The organism is Isoptericola nanjingensis (genome assembly GCF_050311635.1).
Classification (GTDB): Bacteria; Actinomycetota; Actinomycetes; order Actinomycetales; family Cellulomonadaceae; genus Isoptericola; species Isoptericola nanjingensis.
On record NZ_JBNOZL010000001.1, the window covers coordinates 466,570 to 487,767 of the forward strand.

Annotated in this window: 22 protein-coding genes; 5 read left to right on the forward strand and 17 right to left on the reverse strand. The window is 75.8% G+C overall.

The genetic code is table 11. The features are described 5' to 3' along the window. Nucleotides 1-72: 72 nt before the first annotated feature. From ACQP6G_RS02260 to ACQP6G_RS02275, 4 genes are read right to left on the reverse strand one after another with little or no spacing between them, the layout of a single operon-like run. Complete coding sequence (locus tag ACQP6G_RS02260; RefSeq protein ID WP_429762539.1) at nt 73-2,811, reverse strand: FtsX-like permease family protein; 2,739 nt, start codon at nt 2,809-2,811, stop codon at nt 73-75. Next, nucleotides 2,811-5,777, reverse strand: a complete 2,967-nt coding sequence (locus tag ACQP6G_RS02265; RefSeq protein WP_429762540.1) for an FtsX-like permease family protein — start codon at nt 5,775-5,777, stop codon at nt 2,811-2,813. Before ACQP6G_RS02265 ends, ACQP6G_RS02260 begins: the two co-directional genes overlap by 1 nt. 37 nt (nt 5,778-5,814) lie before the next feature. After that, on the reverse strand, nt 5,815-6,030 hold the full coding sequence (locus ACQP6G_RS02270) for a hypothetical protein (protein WP_429762541.1): 216 nt from the start codon (nt 6,028-6,030) through the stop codon (nt 5,815-5,817). A gap of 10 nt (nt 6,031-6,040) precedes the next feature. Continuing rightward, nucleotides 6,041-6,850, reverse strand: a complete 810-nt coding sequence (locus ACQP6G_RS02275; protein ID WP_429762542.1) for a GNAT family N-acetyltransferase — start codon at nt 6,848-6,850, stop codon at nt 6,041-6,043. Between the two features lie 97 nt (nt 6,851-6,947). Here ACQP6G_RS02275 and ACQP6G_RS02280 point away from each other — a divergent pair, with 97 nt between their 5' ends. Beyond that, nucleotides 6,948-7,103 (forward strand): NUDIX hydrolase, encoded by a 156-nt coding sequence (locus ACQP6G_RS02280; protein WP_429762543.1) that lies wholly within the window; start codon nt 6,948-6,950, stop codon nt 7,101-7,103. Between the two features lie 141 nt (nt 7,104-7,244). Here the strand turns inward: ACQP6G_RS02280 and ACQP6G_RS02285 are convergent, their stop codons facing one another. Then, nucleotides 7,245-7,676 (reverse strand): GNAT family N-acetyltransferase, encoded by a 432-nt coding sequence (locus tag ACQP6G_RS02285; protein ID WP_429762544.1) that lies wholly within the window; start codon nt 7,674-7,676, stop codon nt 7,245-7,247. Between the two features lie 89 nt (nt 7,677-7,765). On the opposite strand from ACQP6G_RS02285, the gene ACQP6G_RS02290 reads away from it, so the two are divergent. Next, nucleotides 7,766-8,464 carry a LysE family translocator gene (locus tag ACQP6G_RS02290; protein ID WP_429762545.1) on the forward strand — a complete coding sequence of 233 codons (699 nt, stop codon included), beginning with the start codon at nt 7,766-7,768 and terminating at the stop codon, nt 8,462-8,464. Here ACQP6G_RS02290 and ACQP6G_RS02295 read toward each other — a convergent pair. From ACQP6G_RS02295 to ACQP6G_RS02315, 5 genes are all read right to left on the reverse strand, one after another. Further along, on the reverse strand, nt 8,428-8,802 hold the full coding sequence (locus ACQP6G_RS02295) for a hypothetical protein (protein ID WP_429762547.1): 375 nt from the start codon (nt 8,800-8,802) through the stop codon (nt 8,428-8,430). The two genes, ACQP6G_RS02290 and ACQP6G_RS02295, sit on opposite strands and share 37 nt — an antisense overlap. A gap of 86 nt (nt 8,803-8,888) precedes the next feature. Beyond that, nucleotides 8,889-9,656 (reverse strand): phosphatase PAP2 family protein, encoded by a 768-nt coding sequence (locus ACQP6G_RS02300; RefSeq protein ID WP_429762548.1) that lies wholly within the window; start codon nt 9,654-9,656, stop codon nt 8,889-8,891. An 80-nt stretch (nt 9,657-9,736) separates the two neighbouring features. Next, a complete protein-coding gene (locus ACQP6G_RS02305; protein ID WP_429762549.1) occupies nt 9,737-10,192 on the reverse strand; it encodes an SRPBCC family protein in 456 nt (151 codons plus the stop codon). A 34-nt stretch (nt 10,193-10,226) separates the two neighbouring features. Then, entirely contained in the window at nt 10,227-10,646 is a 420-nt protein-coding gene (locus ACQP6G_RS02310; RefSeq protein ID WP_429762550.1) for a globin domain-containing protein, read from the reverse strand. A gap of 172 nt (nt 10,647-10,818) precedes the next feature. Next, entirely contained in the window at nt 10,819-11,394 is a 576-nt protein-coding gene (locus ACQP6G_RS02315; protein ID WP_429762551.1) for a dienelactone hydrolase family protein, read from the reverse strand. Nucleotides 11,395-11,464: 70 nt separating this feature from the next. Here ACQP6G_RS02315 and ACQP6G_RS02320 point away from each other — a divergent pair, with 70 nt between their 5' ends. Both ACQP6G_RS02320 and ACQP6G_RS02325 read left to right on the forward strand, forming a co-directional pair. Further along, nucleotides 11,465-12,085: an ArsR/SmtB family transcription factor gene (locus tag ACQP6G_RS02320; protein WP_429762552.1), complete on the forward strand. Its 621-nt coding sequence runs from the start codon at nt 11,465-11,467 to the stop codon at nt 12,083-12,085. Between the two features lie 43 nt (nt 12,086-12,128). Beyond that, a complete protein-coding gene (locus ACQP6G_RS02325; RefSeq protein ID WP_429762553.1) occupies nt 12,129-12,470 on the forward strand; it encodes a YciI family protein in 342 nt (113 codons plus the stop codon). A gap of 6 nt (nt 12,471-12,476) precedes the next feature. On the opposite strand, the gene ACQP6G_RS02330 is transcribed toward ACQP6G_RS02325, so the two are convergent. The 6 genes from ACQP6G_RS02330 to ACQP6G_RS02355 form a co-directional block, all read right to left on the reverse strand. After that, nucleotides 12,477-12,905: a hypothetical protein gene (locus tag ACQP6G_RS02330; RefSeq protein WP_429762554.1), complete on the reverse strand. Its 429-nt coding sequence runs from the start codon at nt 12,903-12,905 to the stop codon at nt 12,477-12,479. 95 nt (nt 12,906-13,000) lie between these two features. Next, the gene (ychF, locus tag ACQP6G_RS02335; protein WP_429762555.1) at nt 13,001-14,086 is read right to left on the reverse strand and encodes a redox-regulated ATPase YchF; all 1,086 of its coding nucleotides are present in this window, start codon (nt 14,084-14,086) and stop codon (nt 13,001-13,003) included. A gap of 25 nt (nt 14,087-14,111) precedes the next feature. After that, nucleotides 14,112-14,912: a DinB family protein gene (locus ACQP6G_RS02340; protein ID WP_429762556.1), complete on the reverse strand. Its 801-nt coding sequence runs from the start codon at nt 14,910-14,912 to the stop codon at nt 14,112-14,114. A gap of 29 nt (nt 14,913-14,941) precedes the next feature. Continuing rightward, nucleotides 14,942-15,982 (reverse strand): GNAT family N-acetyltransferase, encoded by a 1,041-nt coding sequence (locus ACQP6G_RS02345; RefSeq protein ID WP_429762557.1) that lies wholly within the window; start codon nt 15,980-15,982, stop codon nt 14,942-14,944. A gap of 79 nt (nt 15,983-16,061) precedes the next feature. Continuing rightward, entirely contained in the window at nt 16,062-17,663 is a 1,602-nt protein-coding gene (locus ACQP6G_RS02350; RefSeq protein WP_429762558.1) for a hypothetical protein, read from the reverse strand. Beyond that, a complete protein-coding gene (locus ACQP6G_RS02355; protein WP_429762559.1) occupies nt 17,633-18,457 on the reverse strand; it encodes an ABC transporter ATP-binding protein in 825 nt (274 codons plus the stop codon). Before ACQP6G_RS02355 ends, ACQP6G_RS02350 begins: the two co-directional genes overlap by 31 nt. Nucleotides 18,458-18,529: 72 nt before the next feature. Between ACQP6G_RS02355 and ACQP6G_RS02360 the strand changes: the two genes are divergently transcribed. Beyond that, nucleotides 18,530-20,104 (forward strand): DNA recombination protein RmuC, encoded by a 1,575-nt coding sequence (locus tag ACQP6G_RS02360; protein ID WP_429762560.1) that lies wholly within the window; start codon nt 18,530-18,532, stop codon nt 20,102-20,104. Between the two features lie 10 nt (nt 20,105-20,114). Here ACQP6G_RS02360 and ACQP6G_RS02365 read toward each other — a convergent pair whose 3' ends face one another. Next, complete coding sequence (locus ACQP6G_RS02365; protein WP_429762561.1) at nt 20,115-21,158, reverse strand: 4-hydroxy-3-methylbut-2-enyl diphosphate reductase; 1,044 nt, start codon at nt 21,156-21,158, stop codon at nt 20,115-20,117. Nucleotides 21,159-21,198 lie beyond the last annotated feature (40 nt).

Here is a 21,198-nt window from a genome sequence, read left to right on the forward strand (position 1 = left end):
CCGTCCCGTCGCCACCGTGTCGTCGCCACCGTGTCGTCATCGTCGTCGCCGTCGCCCATCAGCCGTCCTCCCTCATTCCGCCGCCTCCCGCAACCGCTCCGGCGTCGCGCCGCGACGCCCCGCGACCGCCGCCAGCACGGCCCCGACGACCACCGTCGCCACGAAGCCGACCGCTCCCCCCAGCACGAGCACCGGGTCGACCGTGAGCGCGGGCTGCGGCCCGCCCCCGGTCAGCGCGGTCAGGTCCACGCGGGCACGCAGCAGGGCGGGCACCGCGACCCCGACCAGCGCCCCCACGAGGAGCGCGCCCAGGGCCCAGGGCGCCACCTCCCACGCGACCAGCCCGCGCGCCTCCGAGCGCCGCACCCCCATCGAGCGCAGCACCGCGAGCAGGCGCTCCCGGTCCGGGGCGGCCAGCACCAGGGTGAGGGCCACGGTGAGCGCGACCAGCACGCCCGCCAGGGCGACGGAGACCCGCGCCCCGGTCGCGATCCCCCGGGCCGCCGGCGACTCCAGGAGCTCCGCGGCGACCGTCGTGCGGTCGTCGACGGTGGCGCCCGGCACGGCGTCGCGCAGCGCCGCGGCGACCCGCGCCGGGTCCGCGCCAGCGTCGAGCGCCACGAGGGCGGTGCGCGGCTCGGTCGCGTAGTCGAGCGGGCCGGCGAGGACGCCCGCGTCGAGCACGAGGGTCGACGGCGCGTCGATCACGCCGGGCACCCGGTCCGTCGCGCCGGCCACCACGACGTCGGCGCTCTCGTCCTGCAGGTCGAGGACGAGCCCGGTGGTGCCCGCCGCGACGTCCGGGACCCGCAGCGAGAGGACCGGCAGGGCGCCGTCTGCGGCCGGGCGGGACAGCTCCGCGACGTCGAGCGGGGCGTCCGGCACCTCGGCCTGCACGGCGGCGAGCTCCACCGCGTCCACGGCGACCACCTGCACCGAGCGGGTCCGTCCGTCGGCCGACCTCAGGTGGCCGGTCTCGGGCACGCGGGACGCCGTCGCCACCGCCGTGACGCCGTCCACCTCGCGCAGCGTCGTCACGGTCTCCTCGCCCAGCGCGGGTCCCGAGACCCGCAGGTCGGCCCCCAGCTCGACGTGCGCCTGGCGCGCCACGCCGGCGTCCACGGTCGACAGCAGCACCGCCGACGAGGCCCCCACGGAGACCGCGAGCACCAGGGCGAGCGCGGGCACGACGCCGCCGGCCGGGGCACGGGTCGCCCTGGCCGCCCCCAGGAACGGCACCAGGTCGCGGCGCCGGGACAGCAGCCGCTCGAGGCCGCGCGCCAGCAGCGGGATCAGGCGCACGGCGACCAGGGCGGCAGCGGCGGCCACGAGCAGCGGGGTGGCCGCCACCAGCGGGTCGACCCCGCCGTCTCCCGCGCCCCCGACGACGCCGCGGCGCGCCAGGAGCACCGCCGCGAGCGCCGCGACGCCGACCACCGCGAGCTCCGCCGTCCGCCGCCACGGTCCGCTCTTGCCCGCGGCGAGGTCCCTCCGCTCGCCCCGCAGCGAGCGCGGCACCGTCACGGCGGCGGCCGCCACGGCCGGCGCCAGCGCCGCCGCGACGGCCCACGTCAGCTGGGTCCCGGTCACGGCGCCGGGGCGGACCAGGAGGCCGAGCAGCACGCCGACGACGGCGGCCGGCAGGCTGACGGCGAGGCCCTCGCACGCCGTGAGCAGCCGCAGCCGGGCGCCGGTCGCGCCGCGCGCGAGCAGCACCGCGAGCGCCGACCGGCGCCGCTCCACGACCAGGCGTGCCGCCAGCACCACGACCGCGCCGAGCGCGCCGAGCGGGCCCACCACCAGCACCGCGAGGACGGCGTCGGTGGTCACGCGCTCCCGCAGGAGCGCGTCGAGCACGTCCGAGAGGGCGGTGCGCGCCTGCAGGACCACCGGGTCACCGGGCACCACGGCCAGCGTCTCGTGCGTGAGACCGCGCACCTGGTCGGCGAGGAGCGCGACGTCGTCGGACCGGAGCCCTGCGACCGTCACGGGGTACCAGAGCTCGGTCTGCGCCTCCCGGAAGGCGAGGGAGCCGATCATCGCCGGGTCGACGTAGACGGCCGCCGTCGCGATGGTGGCGCCGTCCGCGGTCACGCTCAGCTGGGCGTCGCGACCGAACGGCTGGTGGTACCAGGTGCTCGCACCGGGGTCGACGGGCTCGGTGAGCCCGACGACGCGCAGCGGGGGGAACTTCCAGACGTCCACGGCGTAGGTGCCGCCGAGCTCCCACCCGAGCGTCTCGGCGGCCGAGCTCGACAGGACCACCTGCACGGGTTCGTCGCCCTCCGGCCCGTTGAAGCTCGTGACCACCGGGGTCGCGGCGGGCCACTCGCCCTCGACGAGCCGCAGGTCCTCGGTCATCCGCGCCGACGCCCGCATCACGACCTGCGGGACCTGGATCCCGGACCCGGGCACCTGCTCGGTCACCGTCTTCCGGGAGGAGACGGCGAACGACGGCTCGCCGAGCACGTCGCGCAGCGGCTGCGGCCGCTCGTCGCGCAGCCGCACCATGCCGTCGAGGAACTCGTCCCACCGGGGCTCGGGCGGCACGGCGGGCTCGCTCGCCGGCCCGGTCATGACGGCGTCGGTGGCCGACAGCCCCCCGCCGGGGACCACCGACGACCGGGACGAGACGTCCCGGCGCTGGGGCGAGAGCTGCTCGGTGGCGTAGGTGACCTGCTCCGAGCGCATCTCGCCGATCGCGCGGGTGGCGACGGTGGCGGCGCCCGCCCCGAGCACGGTCACGACGGCGAGGACCAGCGCGGTCCCCCACGCGGAGCGCAGGTGGCGGCGCAGCAGCAGCCACAGCATCAGCGCACCTCCTCCCGGTAGCCGCCGTCGCGCGCCTGCGCGGCGACCGCGGCCCCCACGACCAACGCGACGGCGGCCAGACCCGCGACGAGGACGCCGCCGGGCACGAGCGCCGCTTCGGGCGAGTACGCCGTGTCCGGGGTCGGGACGACGGCGAACCCGGTGAGCGTGGCCGCGGCCAGGCCCGGCACCGTCGCGGCCGCCAGGGCCCACCCGGCCAGGAGCCCCGCGACCAGCGCGGCGGCCGTGACGACGGCCAGCTCCGTCGCGCGGCTCGCCCCCTGCGCCCGGGGCGGGAGCCCGACGGCGCGGAGCACCGCGACCTCGCCGCGCCGCTCCCGCACGCCGGCCACGCTCACGGCACCCACGCCGACCAGGGCGAGCGCCGCGGCCGCGAGCGCGGCGACCGCGAACGCCTGGCGCACCGGCCCCGCGGCGTCGGCCCCCTCCGACCCGGTCGACGTCGTGATCTGGACCGGCACCGTCCTGGCGGCGTCCTGGGCGGCCGCCGCCAGCCGGTCGACGTCGGTGCCGGGCGCGCCACGGACCCACGTCTCGGCGGCCCCGGGGACCACCGTCGCGAGGCGCAGGGACGCCGCCTGGAGCTCGTCGAGCCGCACCATCGCCGCACCCTGGTGCAGGGAGCCCGGCACGACGTCCACGACGTCGACCACCTGCACGGGCAGCCGCCCGCCCTCGCCCAGCGGCACCTCCGTCGTGCCCCCGGTGGTGACGTCGAGCAGCCTGGCCAGGTCCTGGGACAGGACGGCGCGGGCCGGCTGCCGTCCGGAGCCCGCCACCATGGCGCGGGACGGCGAGGGCATCGCCTCGTGGTCGGCCTGGGCCGCGAAGCTCAGGCCCGTGCCCGGTCGGGCACCGAAGGCGACGTTCGGGTCGTCGCGGGCGGGGGCCCAGTCGGCGCCGGCGACGTCGATCTCGGCCGTCGCGCCCTCCTCGGTGGTGGCGTCCAGCCCGTCCACGGAGAGCCGCAGCGTGGTGAGCGCGCTCGGCGAGCTCGGCAGCCGGGTGTCGAGCGCGACGACGGTCCACGCTCCCGGCCCTCCGTCGGTGCCCGGGGGCGCGGCCGGCACGTCGGCCCGGAGCTCGACCGTGCTCTCGTCGGGGCCGATGGGACGGGTGTCGACCCGCCCGCCGCCGGGGTCGCCGTCGAGGTCCACGTCGAGCTCCTCGACGTCGACGCCGACGACCTGTCCGTCCGCGTCGGCGAGCCAGAGCCGGAGGGAGATCGTCGAGTCCTCGAGCACGAGGAGCTGCCCCCGCTCGGACGGCGCCGACGCGGTCGCCTCCTCGAGGGACGCCCAGGTCGCGGGCTCGCCGCCCGCCGCGCCCGTGGCCGCCTCTGCCGTGGCCGCCTCGTCGACGACGTAGTACTGCCCGGTGGCGCGCAGCACCAGCGCCGTCGTGCCGGCCGGGAGCCGGGGGTTGTCCGCGTACGGGCCGGGGCCGTCCAGCGCCGCCGCGATCTCGTCGACGCCCTGCTGCCCGTGCGGCCCGCGGGCCACCGCGGCGACCCGGTCGGGCGGCACGCCCGTGGTGGTCAGGGGGATGCCGTCCACGACCGCCTCGGACACCCGCACGGGGGCGGCGTCCGCCGCTCCCGGCAGCGCCGCGTACATCGCGGCCGGCCCGGGCGTCCCCTCCGTCGCGACGACCCGCACGTCGCTGCCCGCGGCCACGCCGGCGGCCGCCGCCCGCAGGTGCTGACCGGTCCCTGTGTACGCAGACGCGAGCACCGCGCTCCCCGTGGCCACCACCACCAGGACCACGGGCACCGCCGTGACCGCGAGCCGCCGGGCCACCTGCCGCGCCGCGAGCACCCGCGTGCCCGGGCGGCGCGCGGTGAGCGCCGCCCAGGCCCGCGACAGCGGGCCCAGCAGCGCCACCGCCACGACGGCCGCGGCCGCGAGGACGAGAGCGGGCGCCGCGGCGGCCGCCGGGTCGGTCTGGCCGCCGTCGGGCGTGGGGACGAGGGGCGAGCCGTACCGCCGCAGCAGCCACGTGGTGACCCCGGCGGCCACCGCCACCAGCACGACGGTCCCCCACGTGGCGGCCCGCCGCGCACGACCCGACCGGTCCGTGTCCCGCAGCGCCGCGGCGGCCCGGGCCTGCAGGCCGCCGACCGCCACCAGCAGGAGCAGCGCACCCGCCGCCGTCGCCACGACCGAGGGCGCCAGCGTCCCCGCGAAGGATCCGGCGGGGGTGCCCTGGGCCGCCAGCACGGCCGCCGCCGCGCCCGCACCCAGCGCCGCGCCGACCACCACCACCAGGACCGCCTCGGACGCCGCGGCCGCCGTCAGCTGGCCCGCCGATGCCCCGCGCGAGACCAGGAGGTGCACCTCCCCCGCCCGGGTGGCCGCGAGCAGCCGCGCCACCTGGGCGACCGCGACCGCGCCCGCCAGCGCGAGCACGAGCATCGGGACGAGGGCCACGGCCGACGCCGCGGCAGCCGCCGCGGCCGCGTCGGCGGCCCGCTCCCCGAGGTCCCCGGTCACCGTCGCGCCGCGCACGGCGACGGCGTCGTCGGAGAGGACCGCCTCGAGGAGCGCGTCGGACCCGGCGGCGAGGACGGCGAGGTCGGCGGTGCCGGTGGCGGCGACGTCGGGCGTCAGCGTCCAGCGCACGAACGGGTCGTCGGAGTCGTCGTCGGGCACCTCCTCGCGGACCAGGTCGTACGGCGCCGGGGCGAAGAGCGCGTCGACGTCGTGGCGCAGCGCCGTGTCCTGCGCCTCCGCGTCGGCCTCCGGGGCGAGCCGGGTGGTCACCTGCACGTCGGCCGGGACGCCGCCCCGGGTCAGCCCGTCGTGGACGACGTCCGCCTCGGCGGCGCGGACCGCTCCGACGGCGGTGCCGAGCGCCGCCGCGACGGTGGCGACCAGCAGCGCGACGAGGACCAACAGCCCGCGGCGTGCGCCCGAGCGGCGTGCCAGCAGCCGGGCGCGGCTCACCGGCCCGCCCCGACGGCGTGCGCCCCGCGGGCCACGGTCACGGGCGGTGGCCCCGCTTCTCGTTGCCGCGCCGGTAGTCGCCCGTCGCGCGGGCCAGCAGCTCCTGGTCGGTCTCGGGGTCGCGGCCGAGCAACGCGGCCAGGCGGGCGGCGCGCGCCCCCGCGACCGTGACGACCGGGCGGCCGCCGCGGCTCACGAGCACCTTGCCGTCCTTGGTGACCCGGTGCTCGAACGGGTCGTCCTCGAGGCCCACGGAGTCCCCCTCAGCGACGCCACTCGTAGGGCGTGGTGGTGGAGACCTTGACCAGGCCGGAGCGCTCCAGGATGGGGCGGGAGAACTCGGTCGAGTCGCTGTGCAGGTACGTCTTGCCGCGCTCGACGGCGGATCGGGCGCGCGCCGCGGTCAGCGCGCGGTAGATGCCGCGCCCCCGCCACTCGGGGCGGGTCGACCCGCCCCAGAGCCCGGCGAACTCGGTGCCGGGCACGGGCTCGAGCCGGCCGGCGCTGACCATCTGCCCGTCCGCCTCCGCGACCCACAGCTCCATCTCGGGGTCGCGCTCCTGGCGCCGGAGGATCTGGTCGGCGTGCCCCGACGTGGCCGGGTCGTCCCCGAAGACCTCGTCCGCCATCGCGGACATGGCGCGCACGTCCGCCTCCGCGGTGACGCGGCGCAGGGTGACGCCGGCCGGCAGCGGGACGTCCGCGACGAGGAGCCGCGCGTCGCCGATCATGATCGACTCCGGCTCCTGGGGCAGGAAGCCGTGGTCGACCAGGGCCTCGTGCAGGCCGGGGGCGACGTCGTGACCACGGGTCTTCCACTCGGCGTTCGTGACCGTCGCGTCGTCGCGGAAGTGCGCGAGGGCCGCGGCGACGAACCCCCGGATCGTCGCCGCGTCGGCGCCGCCGAGATCGCGGTAGGTGACGAAGCCGCGCCCGCCCGTGAACGTGACGAGGCGCAACGGTCCGAGGCGGGTCACGGCGACGGCGCTCGGTGTCTCGGCGTCGGTCCTCAGCTGGTCGTCGTAGGCGGCGAGGAGGCGCGCGACGTCGACGTCGGCAGCAGGTGCATTCACGGCGGACACCCTTCCAGAGCCCGGGCACGCGGGGCAACGGTTTTCACAGGGATGCATGGAGCGGGCATGGGCTTCCGGCCCGCGAGCATCGGCGACCATGACCGAGCGCGACGGCTACGTCGACCGTCTGCGCGCCCTGGTCGGCCACGCCCCCGTCTTCCTGCCCGCCGCCTGCTGCGCCGTCCTGCGGCACGACGGGGACGGCGCCACGCGCGTCCTGCTGCAGCAGCGCGGCGAGCCCGGCGGGCCGTGAGGCCTGCCCTTGGCGGCCTGGGCCTGGGCGAGACGGTCGCTGCCCCACCCCCTCCTCGACCCGCACGTGCCGGTGCTCGACGCCCTCGCGGCCGGAAGCCGCGGCGTCTGGGACTGACCCGGCACGACCCGTTCGGGGTTCTCAGTCCCCGGCCAGGTCGTCCCAGACCACGAAGACCGACCCGGCGTCGATCTCGGCTCCCGCCGCGCGGTAGGTGGCGAGCGCCGCGGCGTTGTCCGCCTCGGTGCCGGTCCACATGCCGCGGCAGCCGCGGGCGAGGGCCACGTCCCGCAGCGCCGCGAGCAGCGCGGTCGCCACCCCCTGGCGGCGCCACGCCGCATCGACGCCCAGCTCGTACAGGAAGAGCTCCGCGTCCTTGTCCGGGTGGCGCATCTCCACCCCCGACACGAACCCGACGTCGCTCCCGTCGGCCGCGCGCGCCAGCAGCACGACGTGGCCCGGGCGGCGCAGCGTGTCCGCCGCGCCCTCCGGCGAGACCGGGCGATCGAAGAGGTACGACGCCGCGACCAGCTCCGCCGGGTCCGTGACCTGCACGACCGTCCATCCCGCCATGGAGACGATCCTCGCCCGGGGCGCCCGCGCGGGCCACGCGAACGCCGAAGGATGTCACCGACAACAGTCCGGCACCCTCCTTCCCCACCATGACCGTGCAGGCGATGCAGGTGACGCAGGCGGTGGAGTCGGTGACGGCGCTGCTGCCGAGCTACGCCGCGCTGCTCGGCTTCCTCGGCGCCTCCCTCGCGACGCTGGCCGCCCCCGGCCCGTCGATCGTGTACGTCGTCGCGCGCTCCACCGCCCACGGACGCCGCGCCGGCCTGTACTCGATGGCCGGCCTGGAGACGGGTGCCGCCCTGCACGTGGTGGCCGCGGCGGCCGGGCTGGCCGCCCTGCTGGCGCGGTCGCCGGCGCTGTTCGACGTGGTGCGCTGGACCGGCGCCGCCTACCTGGTGTGGCTCGGGGTCCGCGAGCTGCGCGCGGCCCGGACCCGGGCCACGGCCCCGGGCGACGCCACCGGCGAGGGCGCCGCGCCGGCGTCGCCGCGCCGCTGGCGGCTCTTCGCGGACGGCGTCCTGGTCGACGTCCTCAACCCGAAGACCGCCCTGTTCTTCCTGGCCTTCCTCCCGCAGTTCGCCGACCCGGCGCGCGGGGCCGTCGCGCCGCAGCTGGCGCTCCTCGGCGGCCTCTTCGTCGGTCTCGCCGCCCTGGTGGACTCCTCGTACGTCCTGCTCGCCGACCGGATGTCGTGGCGGCTGCGCGGGTCGGAGCGCGCCCGGCGCAGGCTGGGCCGCGCGTCCGGCGGGATCTACCTGGCGCTGGCCGGCACCGCGGTCGTGGTCTGATCGCCGCGCGGCACCGAGTTCATCGGCGCCAACCCCTCGCTCGCGGCCATCCAGGCGGCGAACGTCACGGCACCCAGCTCGAACGCCACGAGCCGCCGGTCCCAGCGCCGGCCCGGGCCGGTCGCCGCACGCACGAGCGCCAGGCCGCCGGCCAGGTTGGCCGCGCCCCACACGAGGTTGACCAGCGGCGACGACCCGCGTCCCGCCAGCGGGGTGAGGTGCTCCCGTCCCGTCGCGGCCGACGCCTGGTGCGGCGCGCTGTTGGCCACGAGGAGTCCGCCGACGAACGAGGCGAGATGACGGCCCCGCGTCGGGGGCACGGGTGCGGGTCGGCTCATCCGCCGACGTTCCCAGGCCTGCGGAGGCCGCGCAAGCCCGTCCGACGCACGGAGACGGCGTCGGGGGGCCGGTCCGGCAGCGGCGCTCAGAGGTGCCGGGCGACGACCGCGCGCCGGGGTCGCAGCCACCAGCCGCGCCGGTCCGCCTCGACCAGCAGGCGCAGCAGCAGCCCGCCCACCAGCAGCCCGCCCACCAGGTCGCTGATCCAGTGCCAGCCGAGGTAGTAGGACACCGCGACCGCGTTGAGCGCGACCAGGCCGACGCCGAGGCGCAGGGTCGTCATCGTGCGCGACGACGCGTTCGTCCAGCGCCCGACGAGGTAGACGGCCGTGCCGTAGATCAGCACCGCCTCGGCCGCGTGGCCCGACGGGAAGCTGATGCCGGCCCAGCCGAGGGGGCGCAGCCCGCCGTCGAACAGGTCGGCGTCGTCCGTCGTGGGCGCCGGCCGCGCGAGGACCACCTTGAGCAACCCCACACCTCCGTAGAACGCCAGCTCGGCCATGGCCGCGCACCACAACGGGCGCCACGTGCGGTGCCGCCACGAGAGGGTGGCCGCGACGGCCAGCAGGACCGGCAGGCAGACCGCCTGCCCGGCGATCGGGTCGAGCACGTGCTGGATGAAGGGCTGCAGCCCCGGCGTCAACAACCTGGCCCAGTACCCGTGCGCGTCCTCGTCGACGCCCCGGAACGGGCCGGCCGCCAGGAGCGTCACCACCACCAGCCCCACGAGGAGGGCGGGCGCCGAGGTCAGCCGGCCGAGCGGGTCCTCCGGCTGCCGGGAGTGCCCGGCTCGGGTAGCGACGCGCGAGCTGTCGAGGGCGCGCGCGGGCGCATCAGGAGCCTGGAGCAACATCGCGCCCAGGGTAAGCAGCCCGGCTGGGCATCACCTGGTCGAGCGCGTGTGGTGTGCCGCACGTCCTCCGTCAGCCCCGGTCAGGCGCGCGGCGCCAGCGCCGACGCGAGCCACGCGTTGCGGGTGCGCAGCAGGCGCGTCATGTACCGGGTGAGCACCAGCCGCTCCACCAGCCGCCCCAGCGGCCCGGCCGGGGCGGCGAACTCCACCGTGTCCGTCATCCGGGTGCCGCCGGGCGTCGCCTCGAACCGGTGCTCGTGCCACCAGCGGCGGAACGGCCCGGCCACCTGCTCGTCGACGAACCAGTGCGGGGCGTCGTGGGCGCTGATGCGCGACGTCATGCGGAACGGGATGCCGAAGTGACGCGCCCGCCACGTCACCGTGTCGCCGGGCCCCATGACGCCCGACGTCACGCCCGCCACCGCCCGCTCCCCCGAGCGGCGCATCGACGCCGTGTGCGCGTCCACGGACAGGCTCGCCGCGAAGCACGCCTGCGGGGACGCCGGGATCTCGGTGGTCAGCGTGATGGTCGGCACCCGGCGATGGTAGGCCCACCGCTCCCGAGCGCCGTCACGCCCGCGGCAAGGGCAGCCTCGCGGGCACGTCGTCGCGGCTGCGGCCGTAGACGCGCATCGCGACCGTCTGCCGCTCGAAGAACTCGCCCAGCCTCGCGGCCACGGGCGCCGCGACGCCGACGTCGTCCAGCGCCCGGCGGAACAGTCCGACGCACGCCTCGTCGAGCTCCGCGTGCTCCCCGTTGCCCGCGTGCATCCGCTGCACCGTCGACTCGTCCCCGTAGCCGCCGGTGTACAGGCGCGGTCCGCCGAGCGCCTCGGCCAGGTACGCGGCGAGGCGCTCGTCGTGCTGCGGGTGCAGCGTGCCGTGCGAGAACGGGTGCGCCGCCACCGGGTCGGCGAGGCAGAGCGCGTTCCAGCGGCGGCACACCGCCAGCAGGACGTCGAAACCCCCGACGTCGTCGTACAGGGTCATGCCTCCCAGTATCCACTCCGCGCACCCGTCGACACCGTGTGAATCGGGATTCACACGATCGGTGATTTCCGGCCGGCGCACTGCCTCACTCGGGCACGACGGCGGACGAGACGGCGCGAGGGAGCCCACGATGCCCGACCTGCTCGACCCGGTGTCGACGACTTCGCAGGCCTCAACGACCGGCCACGCTGCCGAGGAACGCCAGGGCGCGCTCACCCAGGAGCGCGGCCGCCGCGGGGTCGTGCCCCCGCAGCGACCGGTCGGCGAACAGGTGCGCCGTGCCCGAGTAGAGGAAGAGCTCGGCCGTCGGCACGGAGCCCGCGAGCGCGCGGGCGGACTCGAGGTCCTCCGCGAACCAGTCGTCGTCCACGCCGCCGTGGATCTGGACGGGCAGACCGTCCGGCCAGGTGCCGAACTCCTCGACCGGGAGGCACGCGTCGACGAAGAGCGCGCCGACGGCGCCCGGCCGCGTCTGGGCGAGCCGCTGCGCCGGCATGACCCCCATCGAGAACCCCGCGTAGACGAGCTCCGCGGGGAGGTCCTCCGCGGCGGCGACACCCCGGGCCATCACCGTGTCGAACCCGAGGTCTTGGGCGTGGGCGACGCCCGTCTCGACGTCGTCGAAGGTCCGGCCGTCGAACAGGTCCGGCACGTGCACGACGTGCCCCGCCGCGGCGAGCTCGTCGGCGAACGCCCGGATCCCCGGCGTCAGCCCCTGGGAATGGTGGAACAGGACGATCTCGGCCATGGCCCCTCCTCGAGGATCCGCAGTACGATCCAAAAATATCGAACGTTCCAGAACGTTAGTATCGTCGACCATGGACGGCAAGACCCCCGACTACGAGCTCGAGGACCGGATCACCCTGACCAGCCCCGACCAGGTCCGGGCTCTCGGCAACCCGCTCCGCACCACGATCCTCGGCCTGCTCCACGAGCGCGCGGCGAGCGTCACCGAGCTCGCCGGCGCGGTGGGGCGCCCGAAGAGCACGGTCGCCCACCACGTGAAGGTCCTCGCCGACGCCGGGCTGCTGCGGGTGGTCAGGACGCGCCGGGTCCGCGCCGTCGAGGAGGCCTTCTACGGCCGGACCGCCCGGCTGTTCTACGTCGCGCTCGAGGGATCGGGCGACAGGGCCGACGGCGCGAGGCCGGTGGACTTCAACGACTTCGAGGTCGCGGCCCGCGAGTCCCGGCCCGCGTACCTCGAGGGAGAGCTGTGGGGCTTCCTGCGGCACGCGCGGATCGACGAGGCGCAGAAGCAGGAGTTCTGGCAGCGCATGGCGGCGCTCGTGGAGGAGTTCGACGCCCTCCCCCGCCGCGGCGACGTCGTGCACGGGTTCGCCGTCGGCGTCTACCCGGTCGCGGACTACCCGCAGCTCCCACCGGCGTCGCACGACGAGCGGGGCACGGGAGCCGTCGCCGGACGACGGCGGTCGGAGTAGCGTCCTGCCCAGGTGTCCGACGACCGCGACGGGACGAGCGACGATGAGTCACTACCTCATCTACTTCAACCAGCAGTGGGTGGGCGACCACGACCCCGCGTGGTTCGCCGAGCGCGGGCCGCTCGCCAACGCCGTCGTGGACGACATGAGGGACGCGGGCGTCCTCGTGTTCGCCGCCGGCGTGGACGAGGACGACGCCGCGGCCTTCACCGCCGACGCGACCAGCGGCACGCCGGTGGTCACCGCCGGGCCGTTCGCCCCGGCGGAGCAGCGCATCGGCGGTCTGACGATCATCGACGTCGCGGACGACGACGACGCGAAGGCGTGGGGCGGCCGGGTCGCCGCAGCCTGCGGCTGGCCTCAGGAGGTCCGTCGGGTCGTCTGAGCGCGCTCACGACCGCCGTCGCCGCGGCAGCGCCGCCGCGACCAGGAGCGCCGGACCGGCGACGAGGGACCACGGACCGGGGCCGGCGGGAGAGAGCACGACCTCGGGGTGCACCCGCAGCACGTTGACGGCCAGAGCGCCGCAGAGGACTCCGGCGACGAGGACGACGACGCGCGCGCCCCGCCCGGCCCCACGACGCGAGTACCGCCACGCGACGGCAGCGATCGCCCACAGCGCGAGGCTGAGCCCCGCCCCGAAGATCAGGAAGAGCGGCCAGGAGGCCTCCGGGTCGGCGGCGAAGCCGACGGCGTTCGTGACCGTGTGCGCGACGCCCAGCCCCGCCAGGGCGAGCGCCCCGACACCACCGGCGATCCGGCGGGGGCGGGAGAACGGGAGGGTCCGGTCGAGGGGGCGCGTGTCGGTCGTGGTGTCCATGCCTCCAGGCTGACCGGCTCAGCGCGCCCCCGGGATCCTCCGCAGGGGGCAGACGGCTCACCCTCGCGGGTGAGCCGTGGCATCGGGACGGGACGTCAGACGTTGAAGCGGAACTCCACGACGTCGCCGTCCTGCATGACGTAGTCCTTGCCCTCGACGCGCGCCTTGCCGGCGGAGCGGGCGGCCTGCACGGAACCGGCCTCGACGAGGTCGTCGAACGAGATGACCTCCGCCTTGATGAAGCCGCGCTCGAAGTCGGTGTGGATGACGCCGGCGGCCTGCGGGGCGGTCCAGCCCTTGCGGATCGTCCAGGCGCGGGACTCCTTGGGACCGGCCGTGAGGTAGGTCTGCAGGCCGAGCGTGTGGAAGCCGACGCGGGCAAGCTGGTCGAGGCCGGCCTCCTCCTGGCCCGAGTCGGCGAGCATCTCCTTGGCGTCCTCCGGCTCGAGCTCGACGAGCTCGGACTCGAACTTCGCGTCGAGGAAGACGGCGTCCGCGGGGGCGACGAGGTCGCGCAGGCGCTGCTGCATCCCCGTGTCGGCGAGGCCGGCCTCGTCGGTGTTGAACACGTAGATGAACGGCTTGGCCGTGAGCAGCTGCAGCGACGCGACGTCGGCGAGGTCGAGCCCCTCGGCCTTCGCGCCCTGGAAGAGCGTGGTCCCGGACTCGAGGATCTTCTGCGCGGTGGTGGCGGCCGCGAACAGCGCGGCGTCGCCCCGCTTGATCTTGACCTCCTTCTCCATCCGCGGCAGCGCCTTCTCCAGCGTCTGGAGGTCCGCGAGGATCAGCTCGGTGGAGATGGTCTCGATGTCGCCCTCGGCGTCCACCGAGCCCTCGACACGGACGACGTCGCCGTCGTCGAACACCCGCGTGACCTGGCAGATCGCGTCCGCCTCGCGGATGTTCGCGAGGAACTTGTTGCCCAGCCCCTCGCCCTCCGAGGCGCCCTTGACGATGCCCGCGATGTCGACGAACGACACCGTCGCGGGCAGGATCCGCTCGCTGCCGAAGATCTCCGCGAGCTTGTCCAGCCGCGGGTCCGGGAGCGGGACCACGCCGACGTTGGGCTCGATCGTCGCGAACGGGTAGTTCGCCGCGAGCACCTGGTTGCGGGTCAGGGCGTTGAAGAGCGTGGACTTGCCGACGTTGGGCAGGCCGACGATGCCGATGGTGAGTGCCACGTCGGGAGAGTCTACGTGGCGGGGGTCAGCGGGCCGCCCGAGCGCGCTGCTCCAGCGTCGTGAGGTCGCGCTCGACGAACTGCAGGTGCGCCCAGTGCTCCCGGGCGACGACGCCGAGGCTCTGGTGCACCGCGCGCGTGAGGCCCTCGGGCGCCCACGGCGGGAGGCGCGTGGCCTCGACCGTGACGTCGCTGCCGGCGAGCTCGTCGTAGACGGCGTGCACCTGGGCGATCCGGTCGGCGTGCGCCGCGAGGGTCTCCTCCAGCGGCGGCGTCGCCGCCAGGTCGACGCCCAGCGCCGCCACCTCGGGCTCGTACTCCGTGAACGGCAGCCCGGCGTACCAGAACGGGTCGTCGATCCCCCGCAGCCCGTACCGGATCCAGCCGTCCATCGCGAACACCAGGTGCCGCAGGGTCTGCGCCGTCGACCACTCGCCGTCGACCTGTTCGTCCACCGCGCCGGGCGCCAGCGCCGCCGCCCGCGCGAGGTGCGCGTCCCAGGCGCGCAGCGCCGCGTCCAGCGACGCCCGCTGCTCGGCGAGGTCCGCGGACCGGGCCTGCTCGCGCCCCGGGTACCGCCGGTTCAGCTCCGCCTCGACCAGCGGCGCGACGTCGACGCCGTTGACGCGCAGGCCGGTGATCTCGCCGTCGAGGTCGGCGTCCGTGAGGTCGACGCCGCGCATCACGGCCCCCGGCATGAAGCTCTGGTCGAACCGTGCGCCGTCGAGCTGCACGAGGCGGAACGTCGAGCCCGTCATGTCGGCCTCGACGAAGCGGGCGCCCCGCAGCTCGTCGTCCGACCCGAACCGTGCCTCAGCGCTGGTCATGCGACGACCGTAGGACCGGGCACCGACACTCAGACGTCGACGTCCTGGTGCCAGGACTCCGTGACGTAGGAGGTGCGCCAGCCCCAGCTCTCGTACAACGACGCGGCGCCGGTGGGGCTGTCGGCGTCGACCTCGAGCCCCACGCGGTCGCGGCCCCGCGCCGCCGCGTCGCGCACGACGGCGAACAGCAGCGCCGTCGCGACCCCGCGGCCACGGGCCCGGCGGTCGGCGCCCAGGTACTCGATGTAGCTGCCCTCCTTGCCCGACGCGCCGGAGGGCAGGACGGCGCCCACGAGGGCGCCCATCGGCTCGGGGGCCGCGTCGGGCTGCTGCGGGTCGGAGACGAACGCCAGCCACCAGTGGTCCCACCGGTGCCCCGGGTCCGAGCGCAGCCGCACCAGGAACTCGCCGAAGCTCTCCCGGTAGGAGTTGAAGTGGTCCTCGAACGCGCTCTCGAGCACCCGGTGCACGGTCTGCAGCTCCTCGGCGACGGGCATCCCGTCGTCGTGCGTCGCGACCCGCCGCACGGTCACGCCCGGGCGCGGGTCCGGCAGCACGCCCCGGTGCGCCTCCTCCGCCACGACGGGCCGGGACATCTGCAGCCAGGAGCGGGCCTTGGCGTACCCGGCCGCGGCGAGCCAGGCCTGCTGGGTCGTGTCGCCCGCGAACGCGCCGGCATCGAGCTGGGTGCGGCCCACCCCGCGCTGTGCCGCGAGCTCCCGCCCCTGCCGGGCCGCCCAGGCGTAGCCCGCGGCCGCCAGCTCGTCGGCCGCGGAGGTCGCACGGTCGACGTCGACCCCCACGACGACGCGCCCCGCGGCACGGTCGTGCGCCCACGCCCAGCCCTGGACCACGCCCTCGGGGTCGCGCGCCACGACCTGGCGGCGCGTCCACGACACCGGGCCCGCGACCTCCGCGGCGAGCGCGTCCTGGTTCACGACCGACGAGCCCGTGAACGGGGCGGCGACGGCCCCGCGCAGCTCGCCGAGGCGGGGCAGGTCGGCCAGGTCGGGGGCCGACGTCGTCCAGCCGTCAGGCAGGGGCAGGTGCTCGAGGTTCTCGGAGGTCACGCGTCCCATTGTCGCAAAGGGTCCCTTGGGCTCCCCATGACCGCCCCGTCACGAAGCCCCGAGGGAGCCCGTCGGGACGTCACCCGAAGGCCATCACCTGCTGCAGCAGCTCGGGCAGGCGGCGGTCGTACGTCCGGGCGCCCCAGCGCACTCCCAGCAGGAGCACGAGCACGCCGGTGACGAGGCCGACGCCGAGCGCCGCCCAGCCGAGCGCGGCCTGCGGCAGCAGGATCGCGGGCAGGGCGAGCGCGAGCGTGGGCACGCTCACCGCGAGGATGATCCCCATCGTCGCCATCTGGGCGAGCATGGTCGCCATCGTGGCGCCCTGCGGGGACTTGAACGGGCTCTCCCCCGGTTTCGGCACGGGGTAGACGAGCCGCGCGGACACCGCGCTCGAGATCCCGAGCGACGCGCCCAGCGTGCCGGCCGTGAGGCCGAGCATGGCGGGCAGCGCGTCCCAGCGGCCCGCGACGGCGCACCCGACCACGGCGAACGCGACGCACAGGGGCAGCCCCGCCACCAGCACGGGCAGCACGCGACCCCACCGGTCGACCCGGCCCCGGACGCCGGTCGCGACGTGCAGCGCGAACGCCGTGTTGTCGTAGCCGACGTCGTTCGAGATGCCGAACCCGAGCAGCCACGCCGCCAGGGGCGCCATGAGGAGCAGGACCACGCCGCCCGCGCCGTTCGTCGTCCCCACGGCGAGCAGCACCAGCGGCAGCAGCGGCACCATCGCGATCGACGCCGCGTACCGGGGGTCGCGCACCCAGTAGGTCGCGGTCCGCGCGGCGACCGCCCCCAGCGGCGTGGCGGGCAGCCGGCCGAACCAGCCGAGGCCCTTCGCCGCCGTGGCCGACGAGCCTCCGCCGCGCGGCGTCACGAGCTCGCGGGCGAGCGCGCGGTCCCACACCACCCCCGCGAGGGCGAGCGTGCCCAGGCAGATCGCGACCCGGGCCGCGAGGAGGGCCCACGCGCCGTCGTGGACCGCCGAGGCCAGCGCCCACGGCGCCCCCAGCGGCGTCCAGCCCACGACGCCGGCCAGCGGCGCGATCGCCGCCCCCAGCGCGTCGGAGCCGGCCCCGTCGACGGTCACCTCGACCCCGTCCGCCAGCCAGCCGACCGCGGGCCCGATGAGCAGGAGCGGCACGACGGCGACGATCGCCAGCACCTCGCGGTACCGCCGCGAGTCGAGCAGCGGCGCGAGGGCCGTCGTCGCCGCCCGGGAGCCCACGACGCACAGCGCGGTGGCGAGGACGCCTCCGACCAGCGCGGCGACGAGCGCGGCCGGCTGCCGCCACCAGGCGAAGGAGACGCCCAGCGCGCCGAGCGTCGTGACGGCCGCCGGGATGGAGACGAGCCCCGCCAGAGCGAGCCCGGCCAGCAACGTGCGCCGCGGGATGGCGAAGGTGACGAAGCGCCGCGGGTCCAGGGTCGCGTCGACGCCGAACGCGAAGACGGGCACCACCCACCACGCGAGGACCACCAGCGCGCCCGCCAGGGTGAGCACGTGGCCGGTCACGACCGGGTCCGCGGTGCCGCCCGCCACGGCGGCGGCCACCACCAGGACCAGCACGCCGAGCCCGTACAGGGACCCGACCACCAGGCCGATCGTCTGCCACACGCTCCGGCGGAACGTGTTGGCCAGGAGGGTCAGCTTGAGGCGGACGAGCTGCGCAACCACGCCAGTCCCTCCGACTCCCGACGCCCGCCGACGAGGTCCACGAAGCGGTCCTCGAGGCTCTGCTCCCCGCGCACCTCGGCGACGGTGCCGGCGGCGAGCACGTGCCCGCCGGCGATGACCGCCACGTGCGAGCACATCCGCTGCACCAGGTCCATGACGTGGCTCGACACCACGACCGTGCCGCCGTCGGCCACGTACCCGTGCAGGATGTCGCGGATGTTCGCGGCGCTGACGGGGTCGACCGCCTCGAAGGGCTCGTCCAGCACGAGCACGCGCGGCGCATGGATCATCGCCGACGCCAGGCCGATCTTCTTCGTCATGCCGGCGGAGTAGTCGACGACGAACGTGTCGCGGTCTCCGACCAGGTCCATCGCCTGCAGCAGGTCCTCGGTGCGCTCCAAGACGGTGTCACGGTCCAGCCCGCGCAGGAGGCCCGCGTAGGTGAGCAGCTGTGCGCCGGTGAGCCGGTCGAACAGGCGGACGCCGTCCGGCAGCACGCCGAGCTCGGCCTTGGCCCGCTCGGGCAGCGCCCACAGGTCCGTGCCGTGCACGTGCACCGTGCCGAAGTCCGGCCGCAGCAGGCCGGTCGCCATCGACAGGGACGTCGTCTTGCCCGCGCCGTTGGGGCCGACGAGGCCGAAGAACGAGCCGGTCGGCACGTCGAGGTCGACGCCGGCGACGGCGATCTTCTGACCGAACCTCTTCCACAGGCCGCGCAGGCTCAGGGCGGCGGAGACGTCGGGCGGAGGGACGGGGGCGGGGGCGGCGGGCGGCGGCCCGGTCTGGTCGCTCACGGGTCAACCGTAGTGCGCGGGGCGCCGCGTGGGGGCTGGGACGTGTCGGTGCCCCATGACACCGTGTGCCGCATGACGACGAGCCTCGCAGTGATCCTCATCCTCGGCGCCCTGGGCGTGGGAGTGCTGGTGGGCTGGCTGTGGCACGCGACCCGCGCCGCGAAGGCGGGCCGGTCGGACGAGCTGCAGCGGGTCCAGGAGCACGGCGAGCTCGAGGTGCTGCGCCGCGACGCCGCGGAGCTGCGCAGCCGCCTCGCTCAGGCGACGCAGGAGAGCGAGCGGCGTCTGGCCGAGCAGCGCGCGCAGGCCCGCGAGGAGGCGGACCGGCGCGCGACGGAGGCCCGCGAGCAGGCCGACCGGCTGCTCGCCCAGGTGCGCGAGAACCTCGAGGAGCAGCTCGCCGAGGCGAAGGGCGACCAGGAGGCCGCGGCGCAGCGGTTCCGCGCGCTCGCCAACGACGTCCTCACTGCGAACCAGAAGCAGTTCCTCGACCTCGCGGACGAGCGGCTGCGGCGCAGCACGCAGAAGAACGACGAGACGCTCGCGCAGCGGGAGCAGGCGATCCGCGCGCTGCTCGACCCGATGAGCAAGACCCTCGACAAGGTGAACGCGCGCGTGGACACCGCCGAGCAGGCGCGCCTCCAGGGGCACACGGCCCTCACGGAGCAGCTGCGCCAGCTCGAGACGGTCAACTCGCAGCTGCGCGTGGGCACGAGCGACCTGGTCTCGGCCCTGCGCTCCAACCAGACGCGCGGCGTGTGGGGCGAGCTCCAGCTCAAGCGCGTGGTCGAGGCCGCCGGGATGGTGGACCACGTCGACTTCGAGGCCCAGGTGCACCGCACGACGGCCGAGGGCGAGACCTTGATCCCCGACCTGGTCGTCAGCCTGGCGGGCGGCAAGAACATCGTCGTCGACGCGAAGGTGCCGCTCAGCGCGTACCTGCGGGCGCAGCAGGCCGAGAGCTCCGCCGAGGGCGACAAGGAGCTCGGCGCCCATGCCAAGGACCTCGCCAAGCACGTGGACGTGCTCGCGGGCAAGGCCTACTGGGCGCAGTTCGACGCCGCCCCCGAGTTCGTGGTGCTGTTCGTCCCGGCCGAGCCCATCCTGGCGGCGGCCGTCGAGCACCAGCCGGACCTGCTCGAGACGGCCATCCGCAAGCGGGTGCTCGTCGCCACGCCGATGACGCTCGTCGCGATGCTGCGGACCGTCGCGTACGCGTGGCAGCAGGAGGCGATCGCCGAGGACGCGCAGAAGGTGCTGCAGGTCGGCAAGGAGCTGTACGGCCGCCTCGTCGGCATGACCGAGAAGGTCACCAAGCTGGGCCGGTCGATCACCACGGTGACGAACGACTACAACAAGTTCATCGCCACGCTCGAGACCCGGGTGGTGCCGTCAGCGCGCAAGATGGTCGAGCTCAAGGTGGTGGACGCGACCGTGGGGCTCGAGGCGCTCAAGGTGGTCGACGGCGCTACCCGCGAGATCACCAAGCCCGAGCTCCTGGCCGGGACCGACGGGTCGTTCGTCGAGCTGGCGGACCTCACCGCGCCGGGCGACCGCTCGTCCGTCGACTCCCTCGTGGACGCCGACCAGGACGGTCTCGAGCGCGCGACCGAGGCGGACGAGAAGGGCGAGTCGGCCGCGGGCTGAGTCGGCGGCGTCAGGCCGGCTCGACGGGCAGCGCGGTGCGCGCGCCGCGGCGGGGCCGCTTCTCCTGCTGGCCGGCGGCCTTGAGGCCCCGCGCCAGCTCGCGCGGCAGCGAGAACATCAGGTCCTCGGTGGCGGTGCGCACCTCCTCGACCTCGCCGAAGCCGTGGCTGTCCAGGTGCGCGATGACGTCCTGCACGAGGATCTCCGGCACCGACGCGCCGGACGTGACGCCCACCGTCGTCGCGCCGTCGAGCCAGGCGTCCTCGATCTCGGTCGCGCGGTCCACGCGGTACGACGTCCGGGCGCCGGCCTGCAGCGCCACCTCGACGAGCCGCACCGAGTTCGACGAGTTCGCGGAGCCCACGACGATGACGACGTCGCACTCCGGGGCCAGCTTCTTCACCGCGACCTGGCGGTTCTGCGTGGCGTAGCAGATGTCGTCGCTGGGCGGGTCCTGCATCTCGGGGAACCGGTCGCGCAGGCGGCGGACGGTCTCCATGGTCTCGTCCACCGACAGGGTGGTCTGCGAGATCCACACGACCTTCTCCGGGTCGCGGACCTGCACCTGGTCGACCTCGTCCGGGGAGTTGACGACCTGCACGTGGTCGGGAGCCTCGCCGGCGGTGCCCTCGACCTCCTCGTGCCCGGTGTGGCCGATGAGCAGGATGTCGTAGTCGTCCTGGGCGAACCGGACGGCCTCCTTGTGCACCTTGGTCACCAGGGGGCAGGTCGCGTCGATGGTGTCGAGGCGGCGGGCCACGGCGGACGCGCGCACCGCCGGGGAGACGCCGTGCGCGGAGAACACCAGGCGGGCGCCCTCGGGCACCTCGTCGGTCTCGTTGACGAAGATCGCGCCGCGGTCGCGCAGCGTCTCGACGACGTGCTTGTTGTGCACGATCTCCTTGCGCACGTACACGGGCGCGCCGTACGTCTCGAGCGCCTTCTCGACCGCGACCACCGCGCGGTCCACCCCCGCGCAGTAGCCGCGCGGCGCGGCCAGGAGCACGCGCTTGGTGGACGTCGGGGTGGCGGGGGCCGGGCTGGTCACAGTCACGGGCAACAGTCTAGGTACGGACTGTGGACAACCGGTGACG

Coding starts and splice junctions, on each gene's coding strand:
- ACQP6G_RS02260 (WP_429762539.1), bottom strand. CDS start 2,811: ATGCTGTGGCTGCTGCTGCGCCGCCACCTGCGCTCCGCGTGGGGGACC.
- ACQP6G_RS02280 (WP_429762543.1), top strand. CDS start 6,948: ATGACCGAGCGCGACGGCTACGTCGACCGTCTGCGCGCCCTGGTCGGC.
- ACQP6G_RS02285 (WP_429762544.1), bottom strand. CDS start 7,676: ATGGCGGGATGGACGGTCGTGCAGGTCACGGACCCGGCGGAGCTGGTC.
- ACQP6G_RS02290 (WP_429762545.1), top strand. CDS start 7,766: ATGACCGTGCAGGCGATGCAGGTGACGCAGGCGGTGGAGTCGGTGACG.
- ACQP6G_RS02295 (WP_429762547.1), bottom strand. CDS start 8,802: ATGAGCCGACCCGCACCCGTGCCCCCGACGCGGGGCCGTCATCTCGCC.
- ACQP6G_RS02300 (WP_429762548.1), bottom strand. CDS start 9,656: ATGTTGCTCCAGGCTCCTGATGCGCCCGCGCGCGCCCTCGACAGCTCG.
- ACQP6G_RS02310 (WP_429762550.1), bottom strand. CDS start 10,646: ATGACCCTGTACGACGACGTCGGGGGTTTCGACGTCCTGCTGGCGGTG.
- ACQP6G_RS02315 (WP_429762551.1), bottom strand. CDS start 11,394: ATGGCCGAGATCGTCCTGTTCCACCATTCCCAGGGGCTGACGCCGGGG.
- ACQP6G_RS02320 (WP_429762552.1), top strand. CDS start 11,465: ATGGACGGCAAGACCCCCGACTACGAGCTCGAGGACCGGATCACCCTG.
- ACQP6G_RS02325 (WP_429762553.1), top strand. CDS start 12,129: ATGAGTCACTACCTCATCTACTTCAACCAGCAGTGGGTGGGCGACCAC.
- ACQP6G_RS02330 (WP_429762554.1), bottom strand. CDS start 12,905: ATGGACACCACGACCGACACGCGCCCCCTCGACCGGACCCTCCCGTTC.
- ACQP6G_RS02340 (WP_429762556.1), bottom strand. CDS start 14,912: ATGACCAGCGCTGAGGCACGGTTCGGGTCGGACGACGAGCTGCGGGGC.
- ACQP6G_RS02360 (WP_429762560.1), top strand. CDS start 18,530: ATGACGACGAGCCTCGCAGTGATCCTCATCCTCGGCGCCCTGGGCGTG.